15 protein-coding genes are annotated in these 21568 nt (G+C 71.4%); 9 read left to right on the plus strand and 6 right to left on the minus strand.

Going from position 1 to position 21568, the window contains the following annotated elements; genetic code table 11:
* Positions 1 to 73 precede the first annotated feature (73 nt).
* Positions 74 to 3844 (plus strand): M36 family metallopeptidase, encoded by a 3771-nt coding sequence (locus ACFPYL_RS20250; protein WP_379158624.1) that lies wholly within the window; start codon positions 74 to 76, stop codon positions 3842 to 3844.
* Positions 3845 to 3948: 104 nt separating this feature from the next.
* Here ACFPYL_RS20250 and ACFPYL_RS20255 read toward each other — a convergent pair whose 3' ends face one another.
* Both ACFPYL_RS20255 and ACFPYL_RS20260 read right to left on the minus strand, forming a co-directional pair.
* On the minus strand, positions 3949 to 5079 hold the full coding sequence (locus ACFPYL_RS20255) for a hypothetical protein (protein WP_379158627.1): 1131 nt from the start codon (positions 5077 to 5079) through the stop codon (positions 3949 to 3951).
* Between the two features lie 45 nt (positions 5080 to 5124).
* Positions 5125 to 6330 (minus strand): hypothetical protein, encoded by a 1206-nt coding sequence (locus tag ACFPYL_RS20260; RefSeq protein WP_379158629.1) that lies wholly within the window; start codon positions 6328 to 6330, stop codon positions 5125 to 5127.
* Positions 6331 to 6491: 161 nt separating this feature from the next.
* On the opposite strand from ACFPYL_RS20260, the gene ACFPYL_RS20265 reads away from it, so the two are divergent.
* The 7 genes from ACFPYL_RS20265 to ACFPYL_RS20295 all read left to right on the plus strand — a co-directional run bounded on the left by ACFPYL_RS20265 (position 6492) and on the right by ACFPYL_RS20295 (position 15682).
* On the plus strand, positions 6492 to 8495 hold the full coding sequence (locus ACFPYL_RS20265; protein WP_379158632.1) for an alpha-1,4-glucan--maltose-1-phosphate maltosyltransferase: 2004 nt from the start codon (positions 6492 to 6494) through the stop codon (positions 8493 to 8495).
* Positions 8492 to 10195: a maltose alpha-D-glucosyltransferase gene (treS, locus tag ACFPYL_RS20270; RefSeq protein ID WP_379158636.1), complete on the plus strand. Its 1704-nt coding sequence runs from the start codon at positions 8492 to 8494 to the stop codon at positions 10193 to 10195. The genes ACFPYL_RS20265 and treS overlap by 4 nt, the downstream gene beginning before the upstream one ends.
* The gene (locus ACFPYL_RS20275; RefSeq protein WP_379158643.1) at positions 10192 to 11649 is read left to right on the plus strand and encodes a maltokinase N-terminal cap-like domain-containing protein; all 1458 of its coding nucleotides are present in this window, start codon (positions 10192 to 10194) and stop codon (positions 11647 to 11649) included. The genes treS and ACFPYL_RS20275 overlap by 4 nt, the downstream gene beginning before the upstream one ends.
* A complete protein-coding gene (gene glgB / locus ACFPYL_RS20280) occupies positions 11646 to 13850 on the plus strand; it encodes a 1,4-alpha-glucan branching protein GlgB (RefSeq protein WP_379158646.1) in 2205 nt (734 codons plus the stop codon). The genes ACFPYL_RS20275 and glgB overlap by 4 nt, the downstream gene beginning before the upstream one ends.
* 16 nt (positions 13851 to 13866) lie before the next feature.
* Positions 13867 to 14628 (plus strand): NUDIX hydrolase, encoded by a 762-nt coding sequence (locus ACFPYL_RS20285; RefSeq protein WP_379158649.1) that lies wholly within the window; start codon positions 13867 to 13869, stop codon positions 14626 to 14628.
* A gap of 128 nt (positions 14629 to 14756) precedes the next feature.
* Complete coding sequence (locus ACFPYL_RS20290; RefSeq protein WP_379158652.1) at positions 14757 to 15260, plus strand: hypothetical protein; 504 nt, start codon at positions 14757 to 14759, stop codon at positions 15258 to 15260.
* A 23-nt stretch (positions 15261 to 15283) separates the two neighbouring features.
* Positions 15284 to 15682, plus strand: coding sequence for a YccF domain-containing protein (locus ACFPYL_RS20295; RefSeq protein WP_379158654.1), 399 nt, complete (start codon positions 15284 to 15286; stop codon positions 15680 to 15682).
* Here ACFPYL_RS20295 and ACFPYL_RS20300 read toward each other — a convergent pair.
* Complete coding sequence (locus tag ACFPYL_RS20300) at positions 15623 to 16540, minus strand: EamA family transporter (protein WP_379158656.1); 918 nt, start codon at positions 16538 to 16540, stop codon at positions 15623 to 15625. The genes ACFPYL_RS20295 and ACFPYL_RS20300 overlap by 60 nt on opposite strands.
* Before the next feature lie 73 nt (positions 16541 to 16613).
* Between ACFPYL_RS20300 and ACFPYL_RS20305 the strand changes: the two genes are divergently transcribed.
* Positions 16614 to 17501, plus strand: a complete 888-nt coding sequence (locus ACFPYL_RS20305; RefSeq protein WP_379158659.1) for a LysR family transcriptional regulator — start codon at positions 16614 to 16616, stop codon at positions 17499 to 17501.
* Between the two features lie 106 nt (positions 17502 to 17607).
* Here the strand turns inward: ACFPYL_RS20305 and ACFPYL_RS20310 are convergent, their stop codons facing one another.
* The 3 genes from ACFPYL_RS20310 to ACFPYL_RS20320 are packed head-to-tail and all read right to left on the minus strand — an operon-like array spanning position 17608 to position 21467.
* Positions 17608 to 18525: a co-chaperone YbbN gene (locus tag ACFPYL_RS20310; protein WP_379158661.1), complete on the minus strand. Its 918-nt coding sequence runs from the start codon at positions 18523 to 18525 to the stop codon at positions 17608 to 17610.
* 19 nt (positions 18526 to 18544) lie between these two features.
* Complete coding sequence (locus ACFPYL_RS20315) at positions 18545 to 19753, minus strand: acetyl-CoA hydrolase/transferase family protein (RefSeq protein WP_379158664.1); 1209 nt, start codon at positions 19751 to 19753, stop codon at positions 18545 to 18547.
* A gap of 10 nt (positions 19754 to 19763) precedes the next feature.
* Complete coding sequence (locus ACFPYL_RS20320; RefSeq protein WP_379158667.1) at positions 19764 to 21467, minus strand: acyl-CoA mutase large subunit family protein; 1704 nt, start codon at positions 21465 to 21467, stop codon at positions 19764 to 19766.
* Positions 21468 to 21568 lie beyond the last annotated feature (101 nt).

Below are 21568 nucleotides of genomic sequence, written 5' to 3' on the forward strand. Positions count from 1 at the left end.
TCCGTTACACCCCACGTCCCCAGGGTCCGCGGGGTTCACATAACGAACGGCGACGTCCGCCGTTGTCGGGGGCATGACCGCCCGTCTCCTCGTGCCGCTCGTCGCCGGCACCCTCGTCACCGGCACTCTGCTCGCTGGCGTGGCACAGCTCCCGGCCGCCGCCTCCTCCAGCGCACCGGCCGTGCCCGGCCCCACCCCCGCCGTCAGCCGCACCCTCGGTGACCCGGTCCACGGCCTGCGAGAGGTGGACGTCCGCGGCACCGTGGCGCCGACCGCCCTGCAGCGCTCCGCCGTCGCCGCGCTCGGTCCGGCGCAGCTGCGCTGGAACGACTTCGGCACGCCGGCCTCGATCCTGCCCAAGGACGGCTCGCTCGGCGCCGCGGTGGGCAACCCGGTCACCGCAGCCGAGGCGTGGGTCGCCGACCACGCCACCCTGCTCGGCCTCGACGCCACGCAGGTCGCGGGGCTCGAGCTGGTCAACGACCAGCGGTTCGTCGACTCCGACGCTCACGCCGTGCTCTTCCGGCAGACGTTCGGCGGGCTGAAGCCCGCGTCGGGCAGCCTGGTCACCGTGGGCGTCGCCGGCGGCCAGGTCGCGTACGTCTCCTCGTCGCTGACCCGCACGACCCAGACGCCGCCGGCCAGCACGGTCACCCCGCTCCAGGGCTGGCTCGCTGCGGCTGACAACGTCGGTCTCGGAGTGGCCGCAGGCCAGGTCGGCGACATCGTCGCCGCGGTCTCCCCAGCAGGTGACGGCGGCTGGACGCACCTGACCGTCCCCGGCTTCCCGCAGGAGCAGACGGTCCGGCTGCGGGCCCTCGCGATGGCCGACGGCTCGGTGCGCCCGGTCCTCGAGGCCAACGTCGTCAAGGTCGTCGGCGGCGCGTCCACGGCGTACCGCGTGCTCGTCGACGGCCTCGACAAGAGCGTGCTGGTCCGCCACAACGCGGTCGACAACGCGATGTACACCAACGTCTTCCAGGGCACGGTCAGCAACACGACCTGCGGCCCGGAGCACCCGTTCGAGCTCGACGACGCGCTGACCAAGACGATCACCGCGACCGCGCTCGCGCTGCCGACCGACGACGTCACCGTCACGCTCGAGGGCCCCGGCGGGCTGCACGAGACCCAGGACCTGCTGACCAGCCCCGAGCTGGCGACATTCAGCGACGCGGACGGGTTCGACGCCGGCGCCTACACGGTGCAGGTCTGCCCCTTCGACGACGCCTCCGTCACGGTCGGGCAGTACGCCGTGCTGGTGGCCACCAGCGACAGCGGCTCGCCGTCCACCGGCGACCTGACCGTCGACCCGCAGTGGCGCTACTTCACCGCCAACCCCGACCTCGCCTCCACCGCGGTCGGCACGATCCCCACGAACTCGGTCATCGGCTGCTGGACCGGCACCGGCCCGGGCTGCACCACGCCCAACGGCCCGCTCGCCAACAGCGCGGCCAACGACGGCCCGTGGGACACCGTCGGCGGAGTGCCGACCTCGACGACGGTCGGCAACAACGCCAACACCCACGAGGCCTGGGCCGACCCGCTCGCGCCGGGTGGTCTGCTGCAGGCACCGGTCTCGCCGACCCGCGAGTACACGACCGAGTTCACCGACGCCTGGAACGAGTCGGGCTGCGACCCGACCCAGCTGGTACCGACCGGCAACGACATCGACGCGAGCGTCGGCAACCTCTTCACGTCGCACAACCGGATGCACGACTACAGCTACTACCTGGGCTTCACCGAGGACAACTACAACCTCCAGCTGAGCAACCGCGGGCACGGCGGCGTGGGCGGCGACGCCGAGGTCGGCAACGCCCAGGCGGGCGCGCTCACCGGCGGCACCCCGACCCAGCTGGGTCGCGACAACGCCAACCAGATCACGCTCAACGACGGCGTCCCCGGCATCACCAACCAGTACCTCTTCCAGCCGATCGCCGGCTCCTTCTACTCCCCCTGCGCCGACGGCGCGCTCGACATGAGCATCGTCGGCCACGAGTACACGCACGCCATCTCCAACCGGATGATCGGCGGCCCCGACGACGGCATCACGTCGGAGCAGGGCGGTGCGATGGGCGAGTCGTGGGGTGACCTGAACGCCGCCGAGCACATGTTCGGCAACGGCTACTCGAACGGCGCGAGCCCGTGGGTCGTCGGTCCCTACGCGACCGGCAACGCCACCGCGGGCATCCGCGACTACGCCATCGACAAGAACCCGCTCAACTACTCGGACTACGGCTTCGACACCACCGGCCCGGAGGTGCACGCCGACGGCGAGATCTGGAACGGCACCCAGTGGGAGGTCCGCCAGGCGCTCGTCGAGAAGTGGGACAGCCAGTTCCCGTACGCCGACAAGCAGCTCCAGAAGGAGTGCACGATCGCGTCCGGTGCCCAGAGCCCGCTGCCCGCGAAGCTCTGCCCGGGCAACCGGCGCTGGATCCAGCTGGTCTTCGACGCCTTCCTGCTCCAGCAGGGCGCGACGTCGATGCTGGACGCCCGCGACGCCATGATCGCGGCCGACACGATGCGCTTCGGCGGCGCCGACGTCGACACCCTGTGGGCGGCGTTCGCCCGCCGCGGCATGGGCGCCACGGCCTCGACGCCGGACGCGGACTCCTCCGACCCGACGCCCGGCTTCTCCACGCCGCAGGGTCCGAACGGCACCGTCACCTTCGCGTCGACCGGCACCGGCTCGGTCTACGTCGGTGACTTCGAGGCCCGCGCCACGCCGGTCGCCGACACGGACCCGGCGACCGACCTCGGCGCGAGCGCGGACTTCACGCCCGGCACCTACCGGATGCTCTACGTCTCCCCCGCCCACGGCTTCCAGCGGTTCACGATGACGGTGGGTGCTGCCGCCCAGACCGTGCGGATCGCCGACAGCGACGTCAACCTCGCCAGTGCTGCGGCCGGCGGCTCGGTGATCGGCTCCACCGACGGCTCGCTCAACCCGGAGTCGCTCATCGACGGCACCGAGGCCACCAACTGGGGTGGCGTCACGGCGGAGAACGTCGACGTCTCCCACCCGTCGGTGGCCGTCGCCCTCGCGGGCGGCGTGCACACGGTGCGCCGGGTGCAGGTCAGCGCCCTGCTGACGCCGGCCCCGGCCGACCCCAACGAGCTGCCGCTCGCCGCCGACCCCGACTCCGGCTCGCGCTTCACCGCGCTGCGGAAGTTCGAGCTCCAGGCCTGCGTCGCCGACTGTGCGAGCGCCGGCGCCACCTGGACGACGTTCTACACCTCGGCCGACGACGCCTTCCCCGGCACCGTGCCGCGGCCGGTCGCGCCCGACCAGACGATGCGCACCTTCGACGTACCGGCCACGCAGGCGGCGGCCGTCCGCCTGGTCGCGCTGGAGAACCAGTGCACCGGCAACGACGAGTACGCCGGCGAGCTGGACAACGACCCGACCAACGACACCGACTGCCCCACGGCCTCCGACCGCGGCACGATCGTGCATGCCTCGGAGCTCCAGGTCTTCGAGCGGCCCGCCGCACCCGGTGGCGTCCTCACGCCGCCGACCGCCGCCAAGCCCCTCCCGAAGGCGACCTCCACCCGGATCGCCGTCAGCAAGAAGCGCATCGTCAAGGGCCAGCGCGCCGCGCTCCTGGTCTCCGTCGTCCGCGGTGGCAGCCCGGTCGGCCGGGCCGGCCGGCTGGTCGTGCTGCGCGACGGCGCGCGGGGCGGGAGCGTCGCCCTGACCCACGGCCGGACGACGATCCGGCTCCCGAAGGGCCTGTCGGTCGGCACGCACCGGTTCCGGGTGCGGTTCGTGCCCCGCGACGCCAAGGCCTACCGGGGGTCGATCTCCAAGGTCGTGAGGATCACGGTGGTCCGCAAGCGCTGAGGCGTGGTTTCGAGGCTCGTCGCTGGCGCTCCTCGCACCTCAACCACCGATGCGATGGTTGAGGTGCGAGCGGAGCGAGCCTCGAAACCACCCGACCGGCCACCTCAGCGCACGTCGACGGCCGACAGCCTCAGGTGCCCCGCACGGGTGGTCATGACGTAGACGAGGCCACGCGTCGCGCCTGCCTTCGAGACCGCGGTGGTCACCACGTCGCCCAGCGGGCCGACGCGGTTCAACGTCGCCAGGCGGGGACCGGTCCACCCCAGCGAGCGCGTGACGTGCTGGTCCTCGTCGGTCGTCCCGCCGTAGGTGACGTAGACGCGCTTGCCGTCTGCCGAGACGTCCTGCAGGAACGGCGTGCGGCCGGCGCCCTGGTCGGGCAGCGCGACGGTCGACAGGTCGTCGAGCCGGACCCGCAGCAGTGCCTCGTCAGGGGTGTCGCCGTATCCCCACGTCCCGACGCTCACGTACGCCGCCTGTGCGCCCGGAGCGACCAGGTCGTCGACCGCGGTCACCCACTCGCCGGTCGGCCACGGATCGGGCCAGCCGGGCACGCTGATCTCGCCCGTCCGCACCAGCGTCGGTGCACCGACGCGGGGCAGCGCGTACACGGAGACGGTCGCCTTCCCGTCCGCGGCCCTGCCCCCAGCGACGAGGGTCGAGCCGTCCGAGCTCACGACGAGCGGGTAGGCCTCCTCCTCGACCGTCACCCCCTTGGTCGGCCTCGCTCCGTGCCGGGTGCCGAGCACGGTGATCCGGACCCCGTCGGAGAGGTAGAGGCGTCGCCCGTCCGGTGCGAAGGACGCCGCGCCGGCACCGCGACCCAGCGTGCGGACCAGCCTGGGGGTGCGCGGCGACGCGTCGAAGACCTGCACCTTGCCGTCCCACACGAGGTAGACGTAGCGGCCGGACGGGTGGGCCAGCAGGATCGGGGCACCAGTGGCGCGACGGTCCGTCGCGACCCTCGACGTCCCCGTGCGGGCCATCCGGTGGGGCCCCACGGCGTACCGGGTCAGCCCGGCCGAGGTGTAGGTGACCACGACACCGCCACCGGGCATCACGACGGCCGACGCGTCGGAGCCGTAGCCGCCACCGGGAACTGCGGCGGACGCCACGACCTTGGGCGGCCGGGCTGCGACGGAAGGAGCCGCACTGCCGAGCGCACTCGCGCCGAGGGTGAGGGCTACTGCGACGGTGGCCAGTCGTCGGACGACGCGAGACAGGTTCGGGTGCATACCGGTGAGAGCGCGTCGGGGCGCCTCAGCGTTACACCGGCCCACTCAGCGCAGGTCGACGGCGGAGACCCTCAGGTGACCGCCGGACCGCAGCGACACGACGTAGACGAGGCCGCGGGTCGGCCCTCCGGGCGAGACGACGACGTCGCGCACCCAGCCCAGCGCCGGCCCGTCGTGGCGGGTCGCCAGGTCGGCGTCGTACCAGACGAGGCTGCGCGGACGGGGCGTCTCGACGTTGAGCCACCCCCACGTGGCGTAGACACGCCGACCGTTGTTGCTGACGGCACCGAGCAGCGCGCCGGGAGCCCAGCCCTCCTCCGGGCCGCGCACGTCCGTGTGGCTCAGGACGGCACCATCGGAGACGCGGACGTGCATGACGGTGCTGACCTGCTCGGCCCAGTCATCCTGGTCCGTCTCTCCCTTCATCCCGATGTACGCCGTCCCGTCTCCGAGGGCTGTCACACCGACGATGTTCGTGCCGAGGTACGGATCGCCACGCCAGTCTCCTCCGGGCATCTCGATCGACGGACTCGCCTCGAGCACCGGGGCTGCGGTGCGCGGCAGGCGGTAGGAGTAGAGACGCGGGTCCGAGTTGATGAGCAGCCGCGAGCTGTCAGGCGTCACGGACATCGAGGTCAGGTAGGGCCTGGCCTCGGTGTTCACGACCGCGCCCGACGCGGGCGTGCCGGGGCGTCGCACGTCCAGCACCAGCAACCGCTCGTGACCACCTCCGTCGCCGCCGAGCACCACGAGCCGCCGTCCGTCTGGCGACACCGTGATCGCCGCGACCTCCGCTGCGTCCGGCTGCTGCGGCAGCAGCCGCCGGAGGGCCACAGTGCGCGCGTACCGCGGCGCTCGCACGGTCAGGTCGTAGACCCGCACCACGTCCCCGAAGTCCCGCGGCGAGTCGTTGGAGAACCGGTGCCAGACGACGTATGCCGCCCGACCGCCCGGGTGCACCGCCAGCTGGAAGTCCGTTCCCTTGCGCATCGGCGCCACCACCGTCGATCCGAGGGGACGGATGGTGCGCTCACCGAGGGCGTACTGGGTCAGCCGGTTGCCCGAGAGCACGACGAGCTTGCGGCCGTCGGCCGTCACGACCGAGTCGATGCCGTTCCTGCCCGGCACCGGCGCCGACGCGACCACCCGGCCGCTCGTCGTCTCGTCCGTCGAGGTCACCGCCGTCGCCGTACTGGTCGGCACCGCCAGGGCGCATGCCACCACCGCGACCATCCATCCACGTGCTCGCACGATCTCTGCTCCTTCATGACGGTCGTGGCCCGCGTGGTCACCGATCCCACCCACGACAGCGCTCCTGCGGCCGATCTCGTTACATCTCTGTGTCCGACGACTAAGACGCCCACGAACGGGCACCTGTGGCTTCACGGCACACTCTCGCTAGGTTGGAGCGCATGGTCGGACGTATCCCCGTCATGAACGTCACGCCGCTGGTCGACCTCGGCCGGCAGCCGGCGAAGGCGACGGTCGGTGAGCCGTTCCCCGTCACCGCGAGCGTGTTCCGGGAGGGGCACGACCGGCTCGGTGCGGAGGTGGTGCTGACCGATCCCACCGGCGTACGACGCCCTCCGGTGCGCATGACCGCCCACGCGGAGGTCCCGGACCTCTACGAGGCGTGGGTGACCCCGGACGCGGGCGGCGCCTGGACGTTCGAGGTCCAGGCATGGTCGAGCCCGCTCGGCACGTGGTTCCACGACGGGCCGGTCAAGATCCGCGCCGACGTCGACACCGAGCTGATGTTCACCGAGGGCCGGCTGCTCTTCGAGCGGGTCCGCGCGGCGCTCGACCCGAAGGACCCCGGCACCGCCGAGCAGGCACGCGTCATCGACGGTGCGATCCAGGCGGCCTCGGACACCAGCCGACCCACCGCGGCGCGGCTCGCCGCGATCGAGGACCCCGCCGTGGTCACGGCGCTGGAGAGCCACCCGATCCGCGAGCTGCTCACCGTCGAGGGCCCCTACCCGGCGTACGCCGACCGCAGCAAGGCGCTCTTCAGCAGCTGGTACGAGTTCTTCCCGCGCTCGGAGGGCGCGAAGAAGAACGCGAGGACCGGCGCGGTCACCAGTGGCACCTTCAAGACCGCCGCCAAGCGGCTCGACGCGGTCGCCGCGATGGGCTTCGACGTCATCTACCTGCCGCCGATCCACCCGATCGGCGAGGTCAACCGCAAGGGACCCAACAACACGCTGGACCCCGGTCCCGGAGACCCGGGCTCGCCCTGGGCCATCGGGTCGAAGGACGGCGGGCACGACGCGATCCACCCCGATCTCGGGACCTTCGCCGACTTCGACGCGTTCGTGAAGAGGGCCAACAAGCTCGGGCTCGAGGTCGCGCTCGACCTCGCCCTCCAGGCGGCGCCCGACCACCCGTGGGTGAAGACCCACCCCGAGTGGTTCACGACCCGCGCCGACGGCACCATCGCGTACGCCGAGAACCCGCCCAAGAAGTACCAGGACATCTACCCGATCAACTTCGACAACGACCCGACCGGCATCGGCCAGGAGGTGCTGCGGATCGTTCGGCTCTGGATGTCGCACGGCGTCCGGGTCTTCCGGGTCGACAACCCGCACACGAAGCCAATCGCGTTCTGGGAGTGGCTGCTCGCCGAGGTCCGGCGCACCGACCCCGACGTGCTCTTCCTCGCCGAGGCGTTCACCCGCCCGGCGATGATGCGCGGCCTCGGAGCGATCGGCTTCCAGCAGTCCTACACGTACTTCACGTGGCGCAACGCGAAGTGGGAGATCGAGGAGTACCTCCGCGAGCTCTCCCGCGAGACCGACCACCTGATGCGGCCGAACTTCTTCGTCAACACCCCGGACATCCTGCACGCGTTCCTCCAGTACGGCGGCCCGGCGGCGTTCAAGATCCGGGCGGCCATCGCGGCGACCGGCTCGCCGAGCTGGGGCGTGTACGCCGGCTTCGAGCTCTTCGAGCACGTGGCCGTGCGGCCGGGCAGCGAGGAGTACCTCGACTCGGAGAAGTACCAGGTCCGGGTCCGCGACTGGGCCGGCGCCGAGCAGGAGGGCCGCACGCTCGCGCCGTACCTGACCCGGCTCAACGAGATCCGGCGGGCGCACCCCGCGCTCCAGCTGCTGCGCAACGTCACCATCCACTGGAGCGACGACGAGAACATCCTGGTCTTCTCGAAGGTCTCGACAGGCTCGACCACCGGGGAGCCGGACGACACGGTCATCGTCGTCGTCAACGTCGACCCGCACGCGACCCGCGAGACGATGGTCCACCTAGACCTGGCCGCGCTCGGGATGAGCGACAACGACACGTTCCTGGTGCACGACGAGATCACCGGCGAGGACTGGACCTGGAACCAGCACAACTACGTCCGGCTCGACCCGCACCACGAACCCGCGCACATCCTGAGCGTGAGGAGGACCGCGTGACCCAGGAGATCACCGACGAGAGCACCAGCCGGACCCCCGAGTGGTTCAAGACCGCGGTCTTCTACGAGGTCCTGGTCCGCGCGTTCCGCGACTCGAACGCCGACGGCACCGGTGACTTCCGGGGACTGGTCGAGAAGCTCGACTACCTCCAGTGGCTGGGCGTCGACTGCCTCTGGATCCCGCCGTTCTTCCCGAGCCCGCTGCGCGACGACGGGTACGACGTCGCCGACTACACCGGCGTGCACCCGGAGATCGGCACCATCGAGGACTTCCGCTTCTTCCTCGACGAGGCCCACAAACGCGGGCTGCGCGTGATCATCGACTTCGTCATGAACCACACGAGCGACCAGCACGAGTGGTTCCAGGCGTCGCGCACCGACCCCGACGGCCCGTACGGCGACTTCTACGTCTGGTCCGACACCGACGAGCTCTACGAGGACGCGCGGGTCATCTTCGTCGACACCGAGCCGTCGAACTGGACCTGGGACCCCGTGCGCCAGCAGTACTTCTGGCACCGGTTCTTCTCCCACCAGCCGGACCTCAACTTCGACAACCCGGCCGTGCACGACGCGATCACCGACGCCATCCGCTTCTGGCTGGACATGGGCATGGACGGCTTCCGCCTCGACGCGGTCCCCTACCTCTACGAGCGTCCCGGCACCAACGGCGAGAACCTCCCCGAGACCCACGACTTCCTCAAGAAGGTCCGCAAGGTCGTCGACGACGAGTACCCCGGCCGGGTGCTGCTCTGCGAGGCCAACCAGTGGCCCGAGGACGTCGTCGACTACTTCGGTGACCCCGACGTCGGCGGCGACGAGTGCCACATGGCCTTCCACTTCCCGGTGATGCCGCGCATCTTCATGGCCGTGCGCCGCGAGTCGAGGTTCCCGATCTCGGAGATCCTCGAGCAGACGCCTGCCATCCCCGAGCACTGCCAGTGGGGCATCTTCCTCCGCAACCACGACGAGCTGACGCTCGAGATGGTCACCGACGACGACCGCGACTACATGTGGGGCGAGTACGCCAAGGACCCGCGGATGAAGGCCAACATCGGCATCCGCCGGCGGCTGGCACCGTTGCTCGACAACGACACCAACCAGATCGAGCTCTTCAACGCGCTGCTGCTCTCGCTGCCCGGCTCGCCGTGCCTCTACTACGGCGACGAGATCGGCATGGGCGACAACATCTGGCTCGGTGACCGCGACGGCGTACGCACCCCGATGCAGTGGACCGCCGACCGCAACGCGGGCTTCTCGTCCGCCACGCCCGGCAAGCTGGACCGCCCGGTGATCCAGGACCCCGTTTTCGGGTACCAGTCGGTCAACGTGGAAGCCCAGCTCGAGAACTCGTCGTCACTGCTGCACTGGACGCGGCGGATGATCCACGCGCGCCGCAACCACGAGGCGTTCGGGCTCGGAGAGTTCCACGACCTCGGCGGCTCCAACCCGTCGGTGCTGTCGTACGTGCGGGAGCACGGCGACGACGTGATCCTCTGCGTCAACAACCTCTCCCGCTTCCCGCAGCCGATCGAGCTCGACCTGCGCCGCTACCAGGGCCACCAGCCCGTGGAGCTGCTGGGCGGGGTGCCGTTCCCCGAGATCGGCGAGCTGCCGTACCTGCTCACCCTGGCCGGCTACGGCTTCTACTGGTTCCGCCTGACCGCACCCGAGTCGACACCCGAGGAGGGGCAGCTGCTGTGACCCAGTCCAGCTCCACCGTGGAGCCCGACGTCTTCGTCCGCTACCTCGAGCGCACCCGCTGGTTCGGTGGCAAGGGGCGACCGTTCACCGTGACCGACGTACGCCGCATCGGCGAGCTGCCGGGCAGTGGTCCGTCGGAGGACGGCAACGGCCTGTGGGTGGTCATCGACCTGGTCGAGGTCACCTACGGCGACGGCCCCGGGGGCAGCGAGATCTACCAGGTGCCGCTGGCGCTCTACACCGACCCGGAGACGCGGCTCGACCACGCCTTCGTCGGCTGGTGGGAGGAGCCGGGCTTCGGTTGGGTCCACGCGTACGACGCGCTGCACGACCGCGAGGCGATGGGCCTGTGGCTGCGGGCCTTCGCCGCAGCCGCCGACGAGGCCGGCGGCAACCGCACCGACCTCGACAGCGGACTGGCCTTCCACCGGCTCGCCGGCCACGACCTCGACCTGGACACCCACTCGACCCTCTTCTCGGGCGAGCAGTCGAACTCGTCGGTGGCCTTCGGCGAGGACTCGCTGATGAAGGTCTTCCGCAAGATCACGCCGGGGGTCAACCCCGACATCCAGGTGCACGACGTGCTGACCCGCACCGGCTCCGAGCACATCGCGGCGCTCTACGGCTGGCTCGACTGGGTCGACGAGGCTGCCGATGAAGGTCGCGGCACGACGATGCAGCTCGCCATGCTCCAGCAGTTCCTGCGCACCGCCAGCGACGGCTGGGACCTCGCGGTCACCAGCGCCCGCAACCTCTTCACCGAGGCCGACCTGCACGCCCACGAGGCGGGCGGCGACTTCGCCGCTGAGTCGGCGCGGCTCGGCGAGGCCCTGCGCGAGGTGCACGAGGTGCTGGCCGAGAACTTCCCCGCGGAGCGGCGCGGCGCCGACGCGGCGGCCGCCCTCGCCGACGCCATGACCGCCCGGCTCGACGACGCGCTCGAGGTGGTGCCCGACCTGGCGCCGTACGCCGACACGCTGCGCGCGACGTACGACCGGGTGCGCGCCCTGCCCGGGCTCGACGTCCAGCAGGTGCACGGCGACCTGCACCTCGGCCAGACCCTGCGCACCAGCCTGGGCTGGAAGATCGTGGACTTCGAGGGCGAGCCGGCCAAGCCGCTGGCCGACCGGCTCCTGCCCGACTCCCCCTGGCGCGACGTCGCCGGGATGCTGCGCTCGTTCGACTACGCGCCGCGCGTGGTCGAGCGCTCCTTCGCCCAGGACGACGTCGAGGGCGCGCCGCAGCGCGCCTACCGGGCCGACGAGTGGGCGCACCGCAACAGCAACCACTTCCTGGCGGCGTACGCCGGCGGCGAGGTCAGCGACGAGGACCGCGTGCTGCTCGACGCCTACGTCGCCGACAAGGTCGTCTACGAGACCGTCTACGAGACCCGCAACCGACCCGCCTGGGTGGACATCCCGCTGGCGGCGGTCGCACGGATGGGACACGCATGACCACCCCCGCAACTCCCGCAGCCCAGCCCGTCTCGGCCGCCGAGCTCGACCAGGTGGTCCGCGGCGAGCACGGCAACCCCCACGGCGTGCTCGGGCCGCACCCCCACGAGGGCGCCGTCACCGTGCGCGTCCTGAAGCCGCTCGCGTCCTCGGTCGAGGTGCGATGGGACCGCGGTGCCGTCGAGCTGAGCCACGAGCACGAGGGCGTCTGGGTCGGCGTGCTGCCGCTCCCCGACGTGCCCGACTACCGGGTCGCGACGTCGTACGGCGCCGAGCCCGTGGTGCTCGACGACCCCTACCGCTTCCTGCCGACGCTCGGCGAGGTCGACCTGCACCTGATCAACGAGGGCCGCCACGAGCAGCTCTGGGAGGTGCTCGGCGCGCGGGTGCGCCACTACCCCGGGGCACTGGAACCGGTCACCGGCACGTCCTTCGCGGTGTGGGCGCCCTCGGCGCGGGCGGTGCGGATCAAGGCCGACTTCAACAGCTGGGACGGCCGCGAGCACCCGATGCGCCAGCTCGGCACCTCCGGTGTCTGGGAGCTCTTCGTGCCGGGCGTCCGCAGCGGCGCGGCGTACAAGTTCGTGATCCTCGGCCCCGACGGCGAGTGGCGCGAGAAGGCCGACCCGATGGCGGCCTGGGCCGAGAAGCCCGCCGACACCGCGTCGAAGATCTTCGAGTCCGACTACGAGTGGGGCGACGCCGACTGGCTCGCGAAGCGCGCGGGGTCCTCCCCCGTCGACGCCCCGATGAGCGTCTACGAGATGCACCTCGGCTCCTGGAAGAAGCACCTCGACGGCCGCTACTGGTCCTGGGCCGAGCTGGCCGAGGAGCTGCCGGCGTACGTCGCCGGGCTGGGCTTCACGCACGTCGAGCTGATGCCGGTCATGCAGCACCCGTTCGGCGGCTCGTGGGGCTACCACGTGACGTCGTACTTCGCGCCGGACTCGCGCTTCGGCGACCCCGACGGCTTCCGGCTGCTCGTCGACCGGCTGCACCAGGCCGGCGTGGGCGTCATCCTCGACTGGGTGCCCGGCCACTTCGCCACCGACGAGTGGGCGCTGGCGCGCTTCGACGGGACGCCGCTGTACGAGGACCCCAACCCGCAGCGCGGCTGGCACAAGGAGTGGGGCTCCCACATCTTCAACTTCGGCCGGCGGGAGGTCCGCAACTTCCTCTACGCCAACGCGGTCTACTGGCTCGAGGAGTTCCACGCCGACGGCCTGCGCGTCGACGGCGTCGCGTCGATGCTCTACCTCGACTACGCCCGCGAGGACGGCGAGTGGTCGCCCAACATCCACGGTGGGCACGAGAACCTCGAGGCGGTGCAGTTCCTCCAGGAGATGAACGCGACCGTCTACAAGCGGATCCCCGGCATCGCCACCATCGCCGAGGAGTCGACGTCGTGGCCGGGCGTCACCAAGCCGACGTCGGCCGACGGGCTCGGCTTCGGCTTCAAGTGGAACATGGGCTGGATGCACGACTCGCTGGACTACCTGGCCCACGAGCCGGTGCACCGCGCCTACCACCACGGCGAGATGACCTTCTCCCTCGTCTACGCCTTCTCGGAGAACTTCGTGCTGCCGCTCTCGCACGACGAGGTCGTGCACGGCAAGGGCTCGCTGCTGCGCAAGATGCCGGGCGACCGGTGGCAGCAGCTCGCCAACCTGCGCGCCTACCTCGGGTTCATGTGGGCGCACCCGGGCAAGCAGCTGCTCTTCATGGGCTGCGAGCTCGGCCAGGAGTCCGAGTGGGCCGAGTCGCGGGAGCTGGACTGGTGGCTGCTCGAGCACCCCGAGCACCGCGGCGTCTCCGACCTGGTCCGCGACCTCAACGCGGCGTACGTCGGCTCGCCGGCCGTCTGGTCGCGCGACAACGACCCCAGCGGCTTCCAGTGGATCGACGCCAACGACGCCGGCCGCAACGTCTTCTCCTTCATCCGGCGCGGCTCGGGCGACGCGCCCGACGTGGTCTGCGTGTCCAACTTCGCGGCGGTGCCACACGACGACTACCGGGTCGGCCTCCCGGCGGCGGGCGAGTGGGAGGAGATCCTGAACTCCGACGCCGAGGCGTACGCCGGCTCGGGGGTGGGCAACTTCGGCTCGGTCACCGCCGTCGAGGGCGAGTGGTCCGGCCAGCCGGCGCACGCGACCATCGTCGTACCGCCCCTCGCGACCGTGTGGTTCAGGAAGCGGGCCTGATCGCTAGAGTCGTCTCGTGACCCAGGAGACGACCGCCGTGACCACCGTCGCGACGGGCGTTGCGCGGATCTCGTGGACCGCCGACGAGCCGATCGACGTCATCCGGCACGCCGTGGTCGCGGCACTCGCCGACCACGCGCGGGTCGAGGCCCTGGTCGACCCCGACGACGAGGGTGCCCAGCGTGCGGCGACCTGGTCGGGACTGCGCCGCGAGGGCGTGATGCGCGGCGTCACCGTCGACGGCGAGCCCGTCGACCGGGTCGTCTACGCACGGCTCGCGACCGACACCCCGCTCAACGAGCCCGAGGGGTTCCGGGCGCTGCTCAACTCGTTCCTGCCCCGCAAGCGGGCGATCGGGCAGATGCTGGTGCGCGACCAGGACGGCCGGGTGCTGCTGTGCCAGCTGACCTACAAGCCCGACTGGGACCTGCCCGGTGGCGTGGTCGAGGTGAACGAGTCGCCCCGCGACGCCGTCGGTCGCGAGATCGAGGAGGAGCTCGGCCTGTCGATCCCGGCCGGGTCCCTGGTGCTCACCGACTGGCTGCCGCCGTGGAGCGGCTGGGACGACGCGCTCTGCCTGGTCTTCGACGGCGGCGTCCACGACGCCTCCCTGACCGACTCGATCGTCCGCGAGGCCCGCGAGATCCGCTCCGCCGAGTTCTGCACCCTCGAGCAGGTCGCCGAGCGGTGCGCCGACTTCACCGCCCGCCGGATCTCCTCCGCGCTGGCCAACCTCGCCGCCGGCGGCGGCCCGGCGTACACCGAGTCCGGCCGCTAGCCCGACCCGGCGCCCGTTTTCCGCCGACCCGGCGCTGGTTTTCGGCTGAGCCTGAAACCAGCGCCGGGTCGACGCTTGGCTGCCCGTGGCACGATGATTACATGATTACAAATGAACTCAGGGAGCGCGTGACGGGCTGGTTCGCCGGCCGGCTCCCGGCGGAGTGGCAGCAGTCCCCCGCCGTCGTCACCGTGGACCGGGAGGAGATCACGGTCATCCTCTCCGTGGCAGACGTCGAGCTCGAGGGCTCCTCCGAGGCAGCGCTCGCCGAGGCCCGGTCCGGGCGTGCGTCGGCGTTCCGCGAGGACACCCGCGACCAGCGGATGGAGATCGCCCAGGAGGCGCAGCACCGCTTCGAGCGGAAGGTCTCGTGGGGCCTGGCCGTCGGCGAGCCGGACAGTGGACACCGCGAGCTGTGGACCCACGTCTCGACTCCGACGATGACCCGGCTGCGCCAGCCGCAGCGGCTGGTGCTCGACACCCTGGTCGACGCCGGCGTCGCCCGCTCCCGCGCCGACGCGCTCGCCTGGTGCGTGCGCCTGGTCGGGCAGCACGAGGGTGACTGGATCGAGGAGCTCCGGCAGGCGATGGACACCGTCGCCGACGTCCGCGCCAAGGGTCCGACCGCCTAGGCAGGCCTCGCTAGATTGAGCCCATGCGGTTCGTCCTCAACGTCATCTGGCTGGTGCTCTGCGGCTTCTGGATGGCGATCGGGTACGTCGTCGCCGGCGTCATCTGCTGCATCCTGATCGTCACCATCCCGTTCGGGGTCGCGTCCTTCCGGATCGCCAACTACGCGCTCTGGCCGTTCGGGCGTACGGCGGTGCGCAAGCCGACCGCGGGGGCCGGGTCGGCGATCGGCAACGTGATCTGGTTCGTCGTCGCCGGCATCTGGCTGGCGATCGGGCACGCGGTCACGGGCGTCGCGATGTGCCTGACGATCATCGGCATCCCGCTGGGCATCGCCAGCTTCAAGATGATCCCGATCTCGCTGCTACCGCTGGGCCGCGAGATCGTCCGGGACGACGAGCTCGTCTACGCCCCGGCCGCCTGAGGGCGATCGCACGGGTCGCATCGCGACCAGGACGCCGAGGATCAGCAGCACGCCGCCGAGCAGCTCGGCCGAGTTGGGGCGCTGGTCCAGCAGCGCCCACGCCGAGGCCATCGCGACGACCGGCGCGAGCAGCACCCACGGCACGACCGACGACGACGGGTTGCGGGACAGCAGCGTGTTGAAGACGCCGTACCCCACCAGCGACGCCAGCCCGGCGGTGTAGAGCGTCGACAGCGCGGCCTGCCACGAGAACGACGCCAACGCGTCACCCACGACGGCCGGCCCGTCGACCACGAGGGACAGCGCGACCAGCGGGACGGGAACGACGACCGCCGACCAGACGGTCAGCGAGAGGCCGCCCATGACGCCCGAGGCGCGCGACACGACGTTGCCGATCCCCCACGAGAGCGCGCCGAGCAGGCAGAGGGCGAGCGCCACGACGGTCACCCCGCCGCCGCGCCCGACCGCGACCACGGCGAGGCCGACCGCGCCGATGACGACGCCGACGACCTGCGCAGGCGTCGGCAGCTCGCGCAGGACGCCGGCCGCGATCAGGATCGTGAAGATGACCTGGGCCTGGAGCACGAGCGCGGCGAGCCCGGGCGGCATGCCGGCGTCCATCGAGACGTAGAGGAAGCCGAACTGGCCCAGCGACATGAAGACACCCACCGCCGCAACCACCCGCCAGGGCGCCGCCGGCCGGGCGACGAAGAGGATCGCCGGGAAGACCACGAACGTGAACCGGATCGCCGCGAAGAGCAGCGGCGGGACACCGTCCATGCCCCAGTCGATCACCACGAAGTTGAAGCCCCAGATGCTGGCGACGAGGGCGGCGAGGAGGGAGTCGCGACGGTTCACGCGACCAGTGAACCCGACTACGACCATGAAGCACCAGCGAATGCTCGTGCACGGATCCATGTAGCATCGCTGCATGATCGACCTCGCCGCACTCACCAGCCTCCGCGCTGTCGACACCCACGGCTCGGTCGTCGGCGCCGCCGACGCGCTGGGCTTCACGCCGAGCGCGGTCTCCCAACAGGTCAAGCGCCTCGAGAAGCAGACCGGCGTCCCGCTGCTCGAGCGGGTCGGACGCGGCGTCATCCTCACCAACCACGGCCGGCACCTCGTGGACGCCGGCGCACGCCTGCTCGCGGACCTCGAGGAGGTCGAGTCCGGGCTGCACGAGCGCGCCGGGACGGTGTCCGGCCACCTCCGCCTGACCGCCTTCTCCACCGCGATGCGCGGCCTGGTCGCGCCCGTCGTCCGCGACCTGCGCACCGCCCATCCCGACCTCACCCTGTCGCTCACCGAGCGCGAGCCGTGGGACACCATCGACCTGGTCGCGACCGGTCAGAGCGACCTCGGTGTCGTGCACCGCTGGGGCGACGTACCGATCACCATCCCCGACCACCTCGAGACCACGCAGGTCGCGGACGACGTCGCCGACGTCGTCGTGCCGCTCGACCACCCGTTGGCCGGGCGCAGCCGCGTGACCCCGCGCGACCTCGTCGACGAGGGCTGGGTCGCCACCCCGGAGGGCACGATCTGCCGTGAGTGGCTGACCCGGATGTACGCCGGCACCGGCCGGCTCCCCCGGATCGCGCACACCGCGATGGAGTTCGACTCCCACCTGGCGCTGGTGCGAGCCGGCCTCGGGATCGCCCTGGTCCCCCGCCTCGGCCGTCAGCCTCTCGGCGACGAGCTCGTCGGCGTCCCGGCGCATGACCCCGAGCCGACCCGCGACGTGATCGCGGTGCACCGGCGCAGCATGGCCGAGTCCCCCGCCGTACGGGCCGTGCTCGCACGACTGTCCTCGTAGCCGGTTCCTCTGGTCTCGATACGCCGGTCGCGACCTCCTTCGTCGGTCGCGCGACTACTCGACCTTGCCGCTGGGTCCAGGCCCTCGCCAGCTCTGCCCTGGGCGCCTAATACAGCGCAGACATCAGGTCCCGCCGCCCCTTGAGCACCCGCGGGTCGTCGTTGCCGACGGCGGCGAAGAGGCCGAGCAGGTGCTCGCGGGCAGCGTTGCGCTCGTCGCCCGTCGTACGCCGGACCAGGTTGACCAGCCGGTTGAACGCGTCCTCGACGTGGCCACCGAGCATGTCCAGGTCGGCCACCATCGTCTGGGCCTCGACGTCGTCGGGCTTGGCCGCACCCTCGGCGCGCGCGGCGTTGAGGTCGACGCCCTGGGTGCGCTGGAGCACCTTCGCCATCGCGAGCCCGGCGGCGGCCTCGACGTCGGCGGGGTTGGCGGTCACGAGCTTCTGGTACTCCTCGACCGCGCGGTCGATGTCGCCGTCGCCGAGGGCGTCCTGGGCCGCCGCGTAGCGCGGGTCGTAGTCGGGCTCGCCGTCGCCGTCCACGTCGACGGGGTTGGACCGGGGCTGGTGCCGGCCGCCGATGCCCTGCGCGGTCATCTGCTGGGCGAGCTGGTCGAGGAGCGCGCTGAGCTCGTCGCTGCGCAGCACCCCGGGGATCGGCTGGGTCGCCGGTCGCCCGTCGACCAGCACCATCATGACCGGGATCTGCTGCACCTGCAGGGCGGCCGCGATCTGCGGCGCGTGGTCGACGTCGACCAGGCCGGCGAGGAAGCGGCCCTCGTAGCCCGCGACCACGGTCGCGACGTCGTCGGCGTACGTCGTGCTCTCGGGCGAGCGCGACGGCGAGTGCAGGACGAGCACGACGGGAGCCGTGAGCGACGCCTCGACGACCTCCTGGAAGTTCTGCTCGGTCACCCCGACGGCGTACGAGCCGCTGGCCGAGGGGGCTCCGGCACCGGGGGCGGGCTGGGAGAGCCCGGACAGGTCGATCGCGCCCGGACGGGAGAACGGCTGCTGCGTCATGCGCCCAATCCTAGAGAGGTCACAGCAGACCCAGCGCGACGCCCTCCTCGCGCAGCTCCTCACGCACGCTCGGGTGCGCGGCGTTCTCGATCAGCTGGCGGGCCTGCTCGCGCTGGTCGTTGCCGGCGATCTCGGCGATGCCCTGCTCGGTGACGACCGCGGACATCTGGAACGACGTCACCGGCTCGTCGACCAGCGGCACGATCGTCGAGCAGTCGGCCTTCGGGTGCCACGACCGCAGCGCGATGAACGCCTGGCCGCCCGCGGCGTGCATCGCGCCGACGATGAAGTCGGTCTGGCCGCCGAAGCCGGAGTGGATGCGGGCATTGATCCGTGACGCGTTCGCCTGGGCGAAGAGGTCCACCTGGAGGGCGGTGTTGACGCTGACCATGGCCGGGTTGCGCGAGATCAGGGCCGGGCTGTTGGTCGTCTCCGTGCGCGCCATCTCGATGCGGTCGTTGCCGTCGACCCACGCCAGCAGCTCCGGCGAGCCGAAGAGGAAGGACGCCGTGATCGGCACGTTGCGGTCGAGGGCGCCGACCTTCTCCAGCGCGAAGATGCTGTCGGAGAACATCTCGGTCCAGACCCGCAACCCGCTGCGGCCACGCAGTCCCTGCAGGGTCGCGTCGGGTACGGCGCCGATTCCCGCCTGCAGGGTCGACCCGTCGCCCACCCGCCCGGCGACCAGCTCGCCGATCCGGGCGGACGCGTCGTCGATCGCCGTCACCGGCGCGGTCGGCAGCGGGGCGTCGGCCTCCACCAGCACGTCGACGAGGTCGAGGTCGACCAGCGCGTCGCCGTACGTCCACGGCATCCGGTCGTTGACCTGGGCGATCACCACGCCACCGCGGCGCTTGGCCGCCTCGAGCGCCGCGGGCAGCACGTTGACCTCGGCGCCGAGCGAGACCCTGCCGTCGCGCGGGCGGGTGGTGTGCAGCACGACCGCGTCCGGTGGCAGCTGGCGGCCGAACATCGTCGGCACCATCGACAGCCGCGACGGGTAGTAGCTCAGCCGCGGGCTGCGTCGCTGTCCCGGCCCGACGAACGACGTCTCGAGCGTGACGCCGTCACGGTCGGGCAGGCCGTGCTGGCCGTTGAGCACCCAGAGGCGGTAGCGGTCCAGGGCGGCGTCGACCAGGCCGACGGTGTGCCACGGCGTCGCGTGGTTGCCGGTGACGACGACCCGGGGGTCGTCGGGCAGGGCGGCCAGGGCGCGAGCGAGGTCCACGCCGGCGACTCTAGAACCGGGCGGGCTCCCGGTACTCGCCCCACTCGGCGCGCAGGGCGTCGCAGATCTCGCCCAGCGTCGCCTCCGCGCGGACGGCGTCCAGCATCGGCTCGATGGTGTTCTCGTCGGCCAGCGCCGCCGCGACCATCCGCTGCAGCGCCGCCTGCACCGCGGCGTCGTCGCGAGCCGAGCGGCGGCCGATGAGCGTGCGCACCTGCTCGACCTCGACCTCGTGGGAGACGCGCAGGATCTCGAGGTCGTGCGACACCGACTCCTCGTGGCAGTTGACGCCGACGATCTTCTTCTCGCGCTTCTCCAGCGAGACCTGGTACTGGAACGCCGCCTCGGCGATCTCGGACATGAACCAGCCCTCCTCGATGCCCCGGAGCAGCCCACGGGTCACCAGCCACTGGCCGTCGCGCACGGCGGCGGCGAGCTCCTCGGGTTGGTCGGAGGTGAGCGTCGAGCCGCCCATCGCGAGGATCTTGTCGAAGATCGCGGACGCCTCGGTCTCGATCCGGTCGGTCAGCGCCTCGACGTACCACGAGCCGCCGAGCGGGTCCGCGACGTTGACGACGCCGGTCTCCTCCATGATCACCTGCTGGGTGCGCAGCGCGATCTCGGCCGCCTGCTCGCTCGGCAGGGCCAGGGTCTCGTCGAGCGCGTTGGTGTGCAGCGAGTTGGTACCACCGAGCACCGCGGAGAGCGCCTCGATGCCGGTGCGCACCACGTTGTTGTAGGGCTGTTGGGCCGTCAGCGAGACCCCGGCGGTCTGGGTGTGGAAGCGCAGCCACTGGGCCTTGTCGGTCTGCGCGCCGTAGACGTCACGCATCCAGCGCGCCCAGATCCGGCGGGCGGCGCGGAACTTGGCGATCTCCTCGAAGAAGTCGACGTGCGCGTCGAAGAAGAAGGACAGGCCGGGGGCGAAGACGTCGACGTCGAGGCCCCGCGACAGCCCCAGCTCGACGTACCCGAACCCGTCGGCGAGCGTGAACGCGAGCTCCTGCGCGGCCGTCGAGCCGGCCTCGCGGATGTGGTAGCCGGAGACGGAGAGCGGCTTGTACGCCGGGATGTTCTCGGCGCAGTACTCCATCAGGTCGCCGATCAGCTTCAGGTGCGGCTCGGGCCCGAAGATCCACTCCTTCTGGGCGATGTACTCCTTGAAGATGTCGGTCTGGAGGGTGCCGTTGAGCTTGCCGGTGTCGACGCCCGCGCGCTCGGCGGCGACGATCATCATGCAGAAGACCGGGACGGCCGGGCCGCTGATCGTCATCGACGTCGTGACGTCGCCGAGGTCGATGCCGTCGAACAGCACCTCCATGTCGGCGGCGGAGTCGATCGCGACGCCGCAGTGGCCGACCTCGCCGAGCGACTTCGGGTCGTCGGAGTCGCGGCCCATCAGGGTCGGCATGTCGAAGGCGACCGAGAGCCCGCCGCCGCCGCGGCCGAGGATCATCCGGTAGCGCTCATTGGTCTGCTGGGCGTTGCCGAAGCCCGCGAACTGCCGGATCGTCCACGAGCGGCCGCGGTAGCCGGTCGGGTAGAGCCCGCGGGTGAACGGGAACTCGCCGGGCCACTCCGAGTCGTCGGTGCCGTACGCCGGCTCCACCTCGAGCCCGCTGAGCGTCGTGAAGTCGACCTCGCGCACCCGCGACTGCTCGTAGCGGGCCTGCCACCGGGTGCGGGCGTTCTCCGTCGTGTCCAGCTCCGTCATACAGAGATAGTAGGACGTCCTACTAAATCCTTGCCACCCCGGCCGCCTTCGGGGTAGGACGGACGTCGGCGCCACCCCGCCACAAGCGGGGAGCACTCGGC

Origin of the sequence: Nocardioides hankookensis, assembly GCF_042658885.1 — a bacterium.
GTDB lineage: Bacteria > Actinomycetota > Actinomycetes > Propionibacteriales > Nocardioidaceae > Nocardioides > Nocardioides hankookensis.

Bases quoted from the DNA above. Each gene is read 5' to 3' on its own strand.
- ACFPYL_RS20250 (WP_379158624.1), top strand. From the start codon at position 74: ATGACCGCCCGTCTCCTCGTGCCGCTCGTCGCCGGCACCCTCGTCACC.
- ACFPYL_RS20320 (WP_379158667.1), bottom strand. From the start codon at position 21,467: ATGACGGAGCTGGACACGACGGAGAACGCCCGCACCCGGTGGCAGGCC.
- ACFPYL_RS20295 (WP_379158654.1), top strand. From the start codon at position 15,284: ATGCGGTTCGTCCTCAACGTCATCTGGCTGGTGCTCTGCGGCTTCTGG.
- ACFPYL_RS20265 (WP_379158632.1), top strand. From the start codon at position 6,492: ATGGTCGGACGTATCCCCGTCATGAACGTCACGCCGCTGGTCGACCTC.
- ACFPYL_RS20310 (WP_379158661.1), bottom strand. From the start codon at position 18,525: ATGACGCAGCAGCCGTTCTCCCGTCCGGGCGCGATCGACCTGTCCGGG.
- glgB (WP_379158646.1), top strand. From the start codon at position 11,646: ATGACCACCCCCGCAACTCCCGCAGCCCAGCCCGTCTCGGCCGCCGAG.
- ACFPYL_RS20255 (WP_379158627.1), bottom strand. From the start codon at position 5,079: ATGCACCCGAACCTGTCTCGCGTCGTCCGACGACTGGCCACCGTCGCA.
- ACFPYL_RS20305 (WP_379158659.1), top strand. From the start codon at position 16,614: ATGATCGACCTCGCCGCACTCACCAGCCTCCGCGCTGTCGACACCCAC.